Annotated in this window: 12 protein-coding genes and 1 riboswitch; of the genes, 8 read left to right on the top strand and 4 right to left on the bottom strand. The window is 36.8% G+C overall.

Translation table 11 applies throughout. The features are described 5' to 3' along the window. Window positions 1–29: 29 nt before the first annotated feature. Complete coding sequence (locus tag AC3WJG_RS12475; RefSeq protein WP_098333808.1) at window positions 30–1163, top strand: zinc-dependent alcohol dehydrogenase; 1134 nt, start codon at window positions 30–32, stop codon at window positions 1161–1163. Window positions 1164–1404: 241 nt separating this feature from the next. After that, window positions 1405–1599: a hypothetical protein gene (locus tag AC3WJG_RS12470; protein ID WP_013055532.1), complete on the top strand. Its 195-nt coding sequence runs from the start codon at window positions 1405–1407 to the stop codon at window positions 1597–1599. A gap of 26 nt (window positions 1600–1625) precedes the next feature. Here AC3WJG_RS12470 and liaG read toward each other — a convergent pair whose 3' ends face one another. After that, on the bottom strand, window positions 1626–2495 hold the full coding sequence (liaG, locus tag AC3WJG_RS12465; RefSeq protein ID WP_337133810.1) for a LiaG family protein: 870 nt from the start codon (window positions 2493–2495) through the stop codon (window positions 1626–1628). A 387-nt stretch (window positions 2496–2882) separates the two neighbouring features. Then, a riboswitch (purine riboswitch) is annotated at window positions 2883–2984 on the top strand. A 138-nt stretch (window positions 2985–3122) separates the two neighbouring features. Here liaG and AC3WJG_RS12460 point away from each other — a divergent pair. The 5 genes from AC3WJG_RS12460 to bioA all read left to right on the top strand — a co-directional run bounded on the left by AC3WJG_RS12460 (window position 3123) and on the right by bioA (window position 8875). Beyond that, window positions 3123–4316, top strand: a complete 1194-nt coding sequence (locus tag AC3WJG_RS12460; protein WP_013055534.1) for a NupC/NupG family nucleoside CNT transporter — start codon at window positions 3123–3125, stop codon at window positions 4314–4316. Between the two features lie 317 nt (window positions 4317–4633). Next, on the top strand, window positions 4634–6070 hold the full coding sequence (locus AC3WJG_RS12455; protein ID WP_013055535.1) for an amino acid permease: 1437 nt from the start codon (window positions 4634–4636) through the stop codon (window positions 6068–6070). Window positions 6071–6202: 132 nt separating this feature from the next. Further along, window positions 6203–6766 (top strand): biotin transporter BioY, encoded by a 564-nt coding sequence (locus tag AC3WJG_RS12450; RefSeq protein WP_060744865.1) that lies wholly within the window; start codon window positions 6203–6205, stop codon window positions 6764–6766. 32 nt (window positions 6767–6798) lie between these two features. Beyond that, on the top strand, window positions 6799–7521 hold the full coding sequence (bioD, locus tag AC3WJG_RS12445; protein WP_028407562.1) for a dethiobiotin synthase: 723 nt from the start codon (window positions 6799–6801) through the stop codon (window positions 7519–7521). Further along, window positions 7502–8875: an adenosylmethionine--8-amino-7-oxononanoate transaminase gene (bioA, locus tag AC3WJG_RS12440; protein ID WP_492588275.1), complete on the top strand. Its 1374-nt coding sequence runs from the start codon at window positions 7502–7504 to the stop codon at window positions 8873–8875. The genes bioD and bioA overlap by 20 nt, the downstream gene beginning before the upstream one ends. 110 nt (window positions 8876–8985) lie before the next feature. On the opposite strand, the gene AC3WJG_RS12435 is transcribed toward bioA, so the two are convergent. Then, window positions 8986–9168 (bottom strand): YolD-like family protein, encoded by a 183-nt coding sequence (locus AC3WJG_RS12435; RefSeq protein WP_013081858.1) that lies wholly within the window; start codon window positions 9166–9168, stop codon window positions 8986–8988. A 377-nt stretch (window positions 9169–9545) separates the two neighbouring features. Between AC3WJG_RS12435 and AC3WJG_RS12430 the strand changes: the two genes are divergently transcribed. Beyond that, the gene (locus AC3WJG_RS12430; protein ID WP_050689286.1) at window positions 9546–10211 is read left to right on the top strand and encodes a TerC family protein; all 666 of its coding nucleotides are present in this window, start codon (window positions 9546–9548) and stop codon (window positions 10209–10211) included. A 37-nt stretch (window positions 10212–10248) separates the two neighbouring features. On the opposite strand, the gene AC3WJG_RS12425 is transcribed toward AC3WJG_RS12430, so the two are convergent. After that, window positions 10249–11517 carry a dicarboxylate/amino acid:cation symporter gene (locus AC3WJG_RS12425; protein ID WP_028407566.1) on the bottom strand — a complete coding sequence of 423 codons (1269 nt, stop codon included), beginning with the start codon at window positions 11515–11517 and terminating at the stop codon, window positions 10249–10251. 145 nt (window positions 11518–11662) lie between these two features. After that, window positions 11663–12721, bottom strand: a complete 1059-nt coding sequence (locus tag AC3WJG_RS12420; protein WP_028407567.1) for a DctP family TRAP transporter solute-binding subunit — start codon at window positions 12719–12721, stop codon at window positions 11663–11665. Between the last annotated feature and the right edge of the window lie 89 nt (window positions 12722–12810).

Genomic DNA, 12810 nt, shown 5'->3' with positions numbered 1-12810 from the left:
TATGAAGGTTGTAAAAATGGAGGGTGAAAATGAGAGCAGTAACGTATCAAGGACCTAATCAGGTAAAAGTAGCAGAAGTAGAAGATGCGAAGTTAGAGAAGAAAGATGACATTGTCATTAAAATAACGTCAACGGCTATTTGTGGTTCTGATCTGCATTTATATCAAGGAAGCATGCCATTGCCTCACGGTTATATTATTGGTCATGAACCAATGGGGGTTGTGGAAGAAGTAGGGCCGGAGGTTACAAAAGTAAAAAAAGGAGATCGCGTTATTATTCCGTTTAACGTAGCGTGCGGACAGTGTGCATACTGTAAGGATGATTTAACGAGCCAATGTGATAATTCTAATCCACATTACGATTCTGGCGGCTATTTCGGTTATACTGAAAAGTTTGGAAATCATCCGGGAGGTCAAGCTGAATATTTAAAAGTGCCGTTTGGGAATTTTACACCATTTGTCATTCCGGAATCGTGCGAATTAGAAGATGAATCGCTTCTTTTTTTATCAGATGTGCTTCCAACTGCTTATTGGAGTGTAGAGCATGCGGATGTTAAAAAAGGAGATACCGTTATCGTACTCGGCTGCGGACCAGTGGGATTAATGGCTCAAAAGTTTGCTTGGATGAAAGGTGCCAAACGGGTTATTGCCATAGATCATGTTCCATACCGAATTCAGCATGCAAAGAAAATGAATGCCGTAGAAACCTTTGACTTTACAGAATACCCAGATATGGGGGAGCATTTAAAAGAAATCACAAAAGGCGGAGCTGATGTGGTGATTGACTGTGTAGGTATGGATGGCAAAAAGTCGCCTCTTGAATACATTGAGCAAAAATTAAAACTTCAAGGTGGAACGCTCGGACCCATTCAAATTGCGACAAAAGCCGTTCGTAAATGTGGAACCGTCCAAATCACCGGGGTATACGGAAGCAACTATAACAGTTTTCCTTTAGGAGCTTTTTTTGCTCGAAATGTAACTCTCAAAATGGGGCAAGCTCCTGTCATTCCGGTTATGCCGAAATTGTATGATCAAATTGTACAAGGAGAATTCGATCCAAAAGAAATTATTACTCATAAAGTCGCTTTAGAAGACGCAGCTAATGCCTACAAAATCTTTAATGATCATCAAGATAACTGCATTAAAGTTATTTTAAAACCTTAAAAGGCCAGTTCTATTAGGTGAAGATTCCCGAGCAGTGAAGCTCGGGAATTTTTTATGTATGTAAAGTGGGGGAGGAAAATAATGCACGATTGGATGGTTGATTTTACATAATTTAGCTTTATGATAGAAAGAGAAGATATAACGCTTTTATATTCTGATTAAATCGTGCTGCTTAAAATGAAATAAATAACATCTTGGTATTCAGTCTTATTCAATCACCGAAATATGGAGGAGAGAATGAATGAAATTAGCATTGCTTCTTGTCATTATTATCGGCGTTGCTGCCCTTGCAGGTACGATCAGTGCTGCAAAGAAAGTAGATGAAGATTACGGAAAATCTAAAAAGAAAAGTATAGTGAATTTATCTATTATTTACGGAGTCGTATTCATAGGCTCAATCGTAGGAGTAGCGTGGTATATTGCAGTGAGACCATAAATAAAACGAACACTTCCGTGTTCGTTTTATTTTGATTTTAACGTTAATTCTCCGCTTGAAACAGCTGCATCAATAGGATATTTTCCATTTCCATGCTTTCCTTTTAATACATCTTCTGTTACGGTTGCATTGCTTAACTTAAAGTCATTGTTTATATCACCGCTGCTTACTTTTCCATTCACTTTAAAACCAGCGCTTTTCGGAAGAACCAGCACGGCATCTCCAGATCCTACATCTACAGAAACGGCCTCTTCTAGCTTTTTAAAATACATATAGAGATCACCAGATCCAATGCGCGCCTGAAGTTTTCCTTTATAGTTTGTTCCTTTAATTTCCCCAGATCCTACAGCAAATTTAGCTGTTTGGCTTTCAACATTACTCAGCTGTAAATCTCCAGAATTGACATCCGTACGAAGAGAGGTGCTCCTCAAGTTTGAAATACTTGCATTTCCAGAACCTACTTTAATCGAAACATCTTTCAGCTGAAGCGCTTGCTCAGGCTGTGTAGCAACTTGAAGGTCCCCAGAACCTACCGTAAGCGCAAGGTTGTGGTGATAATCTCTAGGAATGTAGATTGTCACTTTTGTGTTTGAAAAAATAGAAAGCCATTGAAAAGGACTTTTTTGATAAGTGACGACTAGGGTATCTCCATTTTGCTTTACATCTATTTTTCCTTTACCTTCTACTTTTGTTTTAATATCTTGACGATCTTGCGGCACGACAGTTGTACTAATGCTTGGAGAGTCAATTTGAATATGCTGAATATCACTTGATAACGCCGCTTCAGACTTGGACGTCTTGAACGAACTTAACGACCAAGAGGAAGGTGCAAACGCAGTAGAAAAGAGGACTGCCGTACCACCTATCACTAAAATAAAAGCCAATATTTTTTTCACGTTATAACCCGCTTTCTACCTAAATTAAATTTGTTTTCTTCTACCATAAAGTGTAAATTGAAAAGCGGTTAATTTCAACGAACAGCAGGATTATTTTTTTCTACGCCTCAAGTCGTAAAAATGAAATATTTTTTTGAGGAATTAAATGAAAAGCGAAGTAGATATTTAAACATACTCATCAAAGAATCAAATTCTTTGTTTCAAAAATAGGAAAATAATTGAGTTAAAAGAACGGTTAAATTCACTTTTTTTGTGTAATTTTCTGATGAGTAGTTCAAAAGAAGTAATAAATAAATAGAATTTTCATACCAATTTTATTATTCCGAAAAACTTTTAAAGTGTTGATTATTAAAAAAATAAAGGGTAGAATTTGTTCATATCAATTGAATACAGCTAAGATTACGATCTTGTATATTATCAGTAATATGGTCTGATAGTCTCTACCTAGTAACCGTAAAAAACTAGACTACAAGAAAGTTTGGATATAAGCAGCAAAAAGAAGGGCGTATTCTCATGAGTACAGTCTTCTTTCAAAGCTCTTACTTTTCATACTTTCTGTTATTGTCAGAATTTATGAAAAGTAAGAGCTTTTTTTGTTTTTCAAATACACACCTGGGAGTGGCTTGCATGTACTTTTTATTAAATTTATTAGGCGTTTTTGTCGTAATGGGTGTCGTCTTTTTATGTTCTCCTAAAAAGAAAGAAATAAAGTGGCGTCCTATTGCTTCACTGCTAGTCGTTGAAGTCCTCATTACTTGGTTTATGTTAGGCACTTCAATCGGAACATGGATTATTAATAAGATTGCTTCGTTCTTTACTTGGCTAATTTCCTGTGCTAACGATGGAATTGCTTTTGCGTTCCCATCCGTGATGGGAAATGAAACGGTTGACTTTTTCTTCAGTGCATTACTGCCTATCATCTTTGTCGTGACATTTTTTGATATTTTATCTTACTTTGGTATTTTAACGTGGATTATTGATAAAGTAGGCTGGGTCATTTCGAAAGTTTCTCGTTTGCCTAAATTAGAAAGCTTTTTCGCTATTCAAATGATGTTTTTAGGAAATACGGAAGCATTAGCGGTTATTCGTAATCAGCTTTCTGTGTTAAAAGACAACCGTTTGCTTACGTTTGGAATTATGAGTATGAGCAGTATTAGCGGATCTATTATCGGTGCTTATTTAACGATGGTTCCCGCTACGTATGTGTTTACAGCAATTCCACTGAACTGTTTAAACGCGCTTATTTTAGTGAGCTTATTGAATCCAGTTCATGTTACAAAAGAAGAAGATATGATTTACGTACCGCCAAAGTCGGAGAAAAAAGACTTTTTCTCTACCATTTCAAACAGTATGTTAGTCGGAATGAACATGGTTATTGTTATTTTAGCGATGGTTATTGGATATGTAGCTCTTACATCTGCGCTTAACGGTATTTTAGGCGTTATCGTAGACGGCTTGACTGTACAAAAGATTTTCTCTTATATCTTTAGTCCATTCGCATTCTTACTAGGGCTAACGGGACATGATGCAATGTACGTAGCTCAGCTGATGGGTATCAAGCTAGCAACAAATGAATTCGTGGCAATGATGGATTTGAAGAAAAATCTAGATACACTTCCACCGCATACGATTGCAGTTGCTACAACATTCTTAACATCTTTTGCTAACTTCAGTACGGTGGGTATGATTTATGGGACGTATAATTCTACGTTATCAGAAGGTAAATCAACGATTATTGGAAAAAACGTATGGAAACTGCTTGTGAGCGGTATCGCTGTTTCGTTATTAAGTGCTATGATTGTTGGATTGTTTGTTTGGTAAAAAGTTAAAAAAAGCTGTGCTTTCTAAGACGAAAGCACAGCTTTTTTTCTTGTTGCATCACCTATTCATTTGCAGAAAAATGGTTATGAATATCCACAGTAAAAGAAAATCACACTATTCAAGAAAAATTCATTTTACTTTTGCAGAAAAACATTTTAAATCTAGTGAGCATTATGTTAAGATTACAAAAGGCTGTTTCATTTAAATTGAGAACACCGCATAAATATGTAAGTAAATATGCATAGAAAACAAAGGTTTATTAATTTTTTTCTAGGTAATATCTCGTAATAAATAGGTTGAAAGGAAATGTCGTTAATATGATAGAAGGACAACAGCAAACAAATGAATTAAAAAAGACGATGAAAAGCAGACATTTGTTTATGATTTCGCTCGGCGGGGTTATCGGTACAGGTTTCTTTTTAGGAACAGGATACACGATTAGCCAAGCAGGAGCGATTGGAGCTATCCTTTCGTTTATCGTAGGTGGCTTCATTATGTATTTAACAATGCTTTGCTTAGGGGAACTTGCAGTAGCAATGCCAGTTTCCGGTTCGTTTCAGACATATACAACAAAATTTATTGGCCCTGGTGTTGGTTTCGCTTTTGGATGGTTATATTGGTTGGGGTGGGCTGTAACGGTTGCATTAGAATTTTTGTCAGCAGGTCAGCTTATGCAAAGATGGTTTCCTGATTCTCCTGTATGGATCTGGTGTGCTATATTTGCCCTTTTATTATTCTCATTAAATGCACTGTCAGCTAAAGCGTTTGGTGAAGCGGAGTTTTGGTTTGCCAGCATTAAAGTGTTAGCTATTATTTTATTTATCGTGCTTGGTGGAGCTGCTATGTTTGGTTTTCTTCCATTAAGTAATGGAGACAGCGCACCGCTTTTCTCTAATTATACGGCTCACGGTGTGTTTCCTCACGGAATTAGTGCCGTGTTGATTACCATGATTACAGTTAACTTTTCATTCCAAGGCACGGAGCTTATTGGTGTAGCGGCTGGGGAAAGTGAAAACCCAGACAAGACTGTACCAAGAGCAATTAAACAAACGGTATGGAGAACGCTTGTATTTTTTGTACTAGCTGTAGCTGTCTTAGCGGGTATGATTCCGCTTGAAAAAGCAGGCGTAGTTGAGAGTCCATTTGTTGTTGTATTTGACCAAATTGGTATTCCATATGCAGCAGATATTATGAACTTTGTTATCCTAACGGCACTGTTATCTGTAGCTAACTCAGGTCTTTATGCAGCAACGCGTATGCTGTATTCATTGTCAAAAGATAACATGGCAAGTTCGGCTTTCATGAAAGTAAATAAACGCGGTGTGCCGATGAATGCTCTGCTTTTAACATTAGGCATTGCGCTTTTATCTTTACTTTCAGGATTCTTTGCTCAAGAAACAGTATTTGTATGGCTCATTTCTGCAGCGGGTTTAGGTGCACAAATCGGCTGGATTACGATTGCTGCATCACTGCTTGCATTTAGAAAAAGATATATAAATCAAGGAGGGCAAATCGAGGATTTAAAATTTAAAGTCCCTCTTTACCCGGTATTACCTTTAATCGCATTAGTATTAAATACAATTGTATTGGGAAGCATGGCATTTGATGCAGAACAGCGAATGGCACTGTATGTCGGTATTCCACTAGCGCTGCTGTTTTATGCTTATTATCACGCACGTGTAAAAAAGAAAGTTGATTTATCTATCAGCCGTCAAGAAGTGCAGCTTAAAGACGACAAAAAAGTAATTTTATAAAAAAAGACGCAAAAGCCTGGGCTTTTGCGTCTTTTTTTATTGTTTATTTGTAAACTTAAAATAAAATTAAGTTGACAAATAAAAAGGAATTATTGCAAACTTAAAGCAGCGAAAAGAGAAAGGAGGGTGAATATGAAACCGAAAACAATGGCGTATGTTTCCTTATTTGCAGCTTTAACGGCGATTGGTGCATTTATAAAAATTCCTATTCCCTACATACCGTTTACTCTTCAAATTGTTCCTGTTTATTTAGCCGGTGCGCTGTTAGGTCCGCGTTTAGGTTTGTATAGTCAGCTATGCTACATAGGTATTGGGTTAATCGGTGTTCCGGTTTTTGCAGAAGGAGGAGGTTTAGGGTATATTTTCAAACCAACGTTTGGCTATTTAATTGGCTATGCTATGGGTGCATTTATGAACGGCTACCTTATTCAAAAATATGACTTAAAGAAACCTTTTTCTATCTTTTCAGCTAATTTATCTACGTTAGCTATTGTGTACGCAGTCGGCTGCTTTTGGCTTTACGGAGCAATGAAATGGATAATTGAAAAGCCTCTTTCACTGAGCGATACACTTCTTTTTGGAGCTGTTTTGCCAATGCCTGGAGATCTTTTGTTGTGTATTTTATGTTCAGTGCTGATTCACCGAATGCAGCCTCGATTTAGTCGTTTGTCATCAAAGCGGGTTAAAGCGGGGTAACTAAGACATAGAAAAAAAGGAGAGAAAAGAAAATGGGCAAAGCGTATTTTATTACGGGAACTGGAACAGATATTGGAAAAACCCTGGTTACAAGTATTTTGTATAAAGTACTTGGTCGTCTAGGAATAAAAACGACAATTTGCAAACCATTTCAAACCGGCTACCAAGACAAAATTGGAGGTTATCCGGATATTCACTGGTTTGAAACAAGGCTCGGAGTAGCAGATACGGGTATTTATCAGTTAAAGCCGGAGACGTCTCCTCATTTGGCTATTGCACTGAGCAACAAGCAAGTAGAGCCTTCAATCGTCTTAAAACGCATTAATGAATTAAAAAAGAAATTTGATGTAGTGCTCGTAGAAGGAGCGGGAGGTCTTGCCGTACCTTTAATTGAGAAGGAAACAACGTTCTATATGACAAAAGATTTGATCATAGATGCACAGATGCGGGTTATTGCTGTTGGAACAACAGGGTTAGGAGCTATTCACGATGCGCTTTCTACCTTTTCATATGCAAGTGAGCATCACCTTAAAATCAACGGACTCATTTTTAATCGTTTTAATCACAGCAGTATCATTCATAACGATAATATTCGAACGATTGAAAAGCTGCTTCAAATATCATCTTTAATGACCGTTCCAGTATTCACACATATCGATGAAGAGTTAGATGCATATATTGAGAAAATGATGAGGCAAAAAAGTGTTATTCAACATATTCAGGAGGTGTTTGACTGTGCCGTATCAAAAAGCTGAGCTGGAGAAATGGGATAAAGAATATGTATGGCATCCCTTTACGCAAATGAAAGCTTACCGTCAATCCAACCCTCTTATTATTGAAAGAGGAGAAGGAAGCTATTTATATGATGTAGAGGGAAACAAATATTTAGATGGATACGCTTCTCTATGGGTGAACGTGCATGGACATAATGATCCGGAATTAAATACAGCTTTACATATACAAGTGGAAAAATTAGCGCATTCTACGCTGCTTGGATCCGCAAACGTTCCATCTATTTTGTTAGCCAAAAAGCTAGCGGAAATTACCCCTGGCAGCTTATCGAAAGTCTTCTACTCTGATACAGGCTCCGCCGCTGTCGAAATTGCATTGAAAATTGCCTATCAATATTGGCAAAATCTCGACTCTGTAAAGTACAAAAACAAAAATAAATTTATCTCATTGAATGAGGCATATCATGGAGATACAATTGGGGCAGTCAGTGTGGGAGGCATGGATTTATTTCATCGCATCTTTAAGCCTTTGCTGTTTGAACGAATTCCCGCACCTTCTCCTTATACTTACCGTATGGACGGGGTAGAAACGGAAGAGCAAGCTTCAGCTTACTGTATTCAACAGCTAGAGAAGCTCTTGCAGAACAAAGGAGAAGAAGTAGCCGGTTTGATTATTGAACCGCTTGTTCAAGGAGCCGCGGGTATTATTACACATCCTCCAGGTTTTTTTAAACAAGTAGAGCGTCTGTGCAAAGCGTACGGGGTATTGCTGATTTGTGATGAAGTAGCCGTTGGATTTGGACGAACCGGAACGCTGTTTGCATGTGAACAAGAAGATGTTGTACCGGATATTATGTGTGTAGGAAAAGGGATAACAGGAGGGTATATGCCGCTTGCGGCTACGTTAACAAGCGAACAGATATTTAATGCTTTTTTAGCTCATCCAGATGAAAATAAAACGTTCTTTCATGGACATACGTATACCGGAAATCAATTAGCCTGTACAGTAGCGCTTAGAAATATTGAACTGATAGAAGAAAGGGAGTTAATTCGTAGTGTAAAAGAAAAGGAAAAAGTTTTTAAACGTTATCTATTAAAGCTTTATGAACTGCCCAACGTGGGAGACATTAGACAAAGAGGATTAATGGCAGGAATCGAAGTTGTGAAAGACCGCCAAACAAAGTCTATTTTTGAAGATAAAAAAGTGATGGGAGACATCATTTTAGCGGCTCGTCAAAAAGGTTTAATTATTAGAGAGCTAGGTCCTGTGATTACGATGATGCCTATTCTTTCAATGACAGACGAAGAATTAAAAACAATGGTTGAAATTGTATATGAATCAATTAAAGAAGTAATTGCACGTCATACAGTGAGTTAAATAAAAAGAGGATAGGACAAAAGTTTTTTATTTAGTTTAAAAAAGATCCGAACGATTCATCGTTCGGATCTTTTTATGGTTATGGGAACGTGAATTTCTCCTTTTTTTTATCAATAAATATTTTTAATGCTTGATAGGCGAAGTGATCGTACATGCTGATTTTCATCTTTTAATAGAAGCGTTTGTTCGAGTAAGTTTAAGTTTTGAATATAACCTTTTACCGTTTGAACAAAACCGTTGTTTTGATAGTTAATAGTTAATAATTTATTTGTTTTTAATGCTTTTAAAATCATACCTATTTTCTCCCTTCTTATATCGTAGCTGCCGAAAAACTACAAAATAATGAAGAAGCAATTGGAGGCTTGTATTATTTATAAAAATTACTCTGTTTTTTATAAATGCTCTCCTGCTACTAATAGTAGAGGGTGATGGTGAAAAACAGATGAAAGATAAAGGATAAGGTTTGATTTATTGTAATGAACTGACTTTTCCTTTACAAATACCTATTTCAAATTTCTTTTTAGTGATAAAATACTGTTAGTGAAATAACTACTTCTCTTCATTAAAGGGTAAGAACGGGTTATATTGATAGAGTTTTAGTTCTCTATTTCTAGTAATGAAATAAGAGATAGAGAAATAGACTAATAAAAATCAATCAAGGAGTTTTTTTATGGATCAGAGTTTTATTTTAAATCTTTTAGAAATTTTACTGATTAACATTGTACTGAGTGGCGATAACGCAGTCGTGATTGCTTTAGCTTGTCGGAATCTTCCGGACCAGCATCGAAACAAAGCGGTTGTTTTCGGTACATTAGGAGCGGTTGTATTACGTGTAGGGCTAACGTTTGTCGCTGTATATTTATTAACAATCCCATTTTTAAATTTCATCGGAGGCCTGCTTCTTCTATGGATTGCGATTAGTCTTTTAAAAGGTGAAGATGACGGAGATATTAAAGCGAATTCAACTCTAGCAGGTGCTATTAAAACAATTATTATAGCGGATCTTGTTATGAGTTTAGATAACGTAGTAGCGGTTGCGGGTGCGGCTAACGGCAATATTCTACTCATTATCCTTGGTCTTGTTATCAGCATTCCGTTAATCATTTGGGGAAGTCAGCTTTTGATGAAAATTATGGAAAAATTTCCAATTATCATCATTGCCGGAGCAGCGCTTCTTGGCTATACTGCTGGTGAAATGATCTTTAAAGACAAAGCGGTGGGACATGTATTAGAAGGATTAAATCCGTATTTGCATACGATTGTTCCTATTTTGTTAGCTATTTTAGTTGTTGTTGTTGGGAAACTTAGCGGACGTTCTAAAAAAGAAACGCATTAATAATAAAAAAAGACCCCTGTGAGGGGGTCTTTTTTTATTATTTAGCTAATGGAGGTGCGGAATTAACATCTTGTACTGTTTCTACAGGAGGATGAAATTCATTTTCCATTTTCGATACAACTACAGTTGCTACACCATTTCCAATTAAGTTCGTAATAGCACGAGCTTCCGACATGAAGCGGTCTACCCCGATTAACAGCGCGATTCCTTCAACTGGAATCATTGGGAATGCAGCAAGCGTAGCGGCTAGTGTAATAAATCCAGAGCCAGTAACTCCGGCAGCTCCTTTAGACGTTAGCATTAAAATACCAAGCAGCGTAATCTCTTGCATTAACGACAGGTCGACTCCATACGCTTGAGCGATAAAGATAGCAGCCATGGATAAGTAGATGGCTGTTCCATCTAGGTTAAATGAGTAACCAGTTGGAATGACAAGTCCTACCACCGATTTTGAACATCCGTACTTCTCCATTTTGTCCATCATTTTTGGCAGTGCAGATTCCGAAGAAGACGTACCTAATACAAGTAGAATTTCTTCTTTAATAAAAGCAATGAATTTAAAAATATTAAATCCATAAATCTTAGCAATGGTTCCAAGTACAAATACAATAAATAAGAACATAGTAATGTAAACAGATCCCATTAAGAAACCGAGTTTTTGAAGAGAGCCTATTCCAAAGTTACCGATCGTATAAGCCATCGCTCCAAACGCCGCAATAGGTGAAAGTTTCATAATCATATTAACAATGCCAAAGAAAATATCTGTACAGCGTTCAAAGAACGTAATGACAGGAGCCGCTTTTTCGCCGAGTGTAGCTGTAGCCATTCCAAATAGTACGGCAAAGAATAAGATTGGCAATAATTCACCATTTGCCATTGCGCCAAATACGCTGTCTGGAATAATTCCCATGATAAACTCCATAAAGCCATGCTCCGCTTCAGCTGCTTGCTGCGTATATTGAGTAACATCAGCTCCGTTTGCGCCATTGATATTAAAGCCAGCCCCAGGTTTAATAAAGTTTACAACGATAATTCCAATTGCTAAGGCAAAAGTAGTGACAATCTCAAAGTATAAAAGAGCTTTACCTCCAATTCGTCCCACTTTCTTTAAGTCTCCCATGCTTCCGATACCGATGACCACTGTTAAGAAAATAATTGGGGCAATCACCATCTTAATTAGTTTAATGAAGATATCAGCCAATACTTTTAATTTAGCTCCAAATTCAGGAAACATGAAGCCAATTGCAATACCAAGAAGGATACCGATAACAACTTGAACAGTTAGATTTTTAAAACTTAATTTCATACGTAATGCTCCTTTCGAGAATATTTTTGTTAACGCTTACATTATTCTTATCCTTATATTAACTGATAATTTTAACTATTTATATTTCTGGTGATAATGTTCTTTTTGGTCATTTTGGTCAAAAAAAGTGATGAACATATAGTCATCACTTTTTGCTTTCGATATTTTTTATTTGCTGAATGATATCAAGCGTTTGTTTTGTTGCATTGTTTTCAAACGATTGATAAAGAGAGTTAAACTGTTTTTTCCATTCGGCTTTTTGTAAATCATTTAAGTAATAAACGCGCATGCCAGATTTATTTTTTATTTGCTGCAGCTGTTCATCGTTCATCATTTTTGATTGAGTCCAAATCCAGTTAGTTGTTTCTACCATTGCATCACTTAATAGTTGTTTTACATCTTCAGGGAGGTTGTCCCAATACTTTTCATCCATTAAAACAGCATAGCCCAAGTATCCATGGTTGCTGATGGTCATATATTTTTGCAGCTCGTACAAACGTTTTGAATAAATATTAGAAATGGTATTTTCCTGTCCATCAAATTCCTGTCGTTCGAGGGATTGATATACTTTATTAAACGAGACAGCCTGAGGCTTGGCGCCAAGAAGTTCGAATTGTTTTTTGATTACTTCACTTGGCATAATGCGAAACGTTTGACCTTGAAAATCTGCTGGATGGAGCAAAGGTTTCGTATTGCTAGTCATTTGTTTAAAGCCGTTGCTCCATAACGCAAGCCCTTTAATGTTTTTCTCTTGCAGCGTACTCAACAAATCCTGTCCGATTTTACCGGTAAACACTTGTTTTGCCTCGCTGTAATCATCGAAAATGAAGGGAAGATCAAAAAGTTGCCACGTAGGGGAGAGGTCGCTTAGCTTTGAAATGGAAGGTGCAATCATTTGTACATCATTTCGGCGAAGGGCGGCAAGTTCTTCGTCGTCTGAATACAATACACCGTTTGAATATACTTCAATTTTAACTTTGCCATCCGATTTTTGATTAACGATTTCAGCAAATTTTTGAGCGGCTAAGCCTTTTGGAGTGTTTTCGGCTACAACGTGGCTAAAATTAATCACAATTTGTTTATTTAATCCTTTTTGCTCATCGTCATGATACACATTATCTTGATTTATAACCGTATACTGCAAAAAAACATAGATCATCAAGAAAACGCTGACAATGATACTTGCCCCTATAAACATCTTCAAAATGTCCAACCCCGCGATTCAATAATTTTTCTCTACAAATATTCTAACACGCAATTTCTCAACGTGGTAAAATTAAAATAAACTTCAAT

The sequence above is a fragment of the Priestia sp. FW507-14D1A genome, assembly GCF_058781295.1.
The sequence above is the reverse complement of the archived record's forward strand: the minus strand, read 5'-3'. Positions and strand labels throughout refer to the sequence as shown.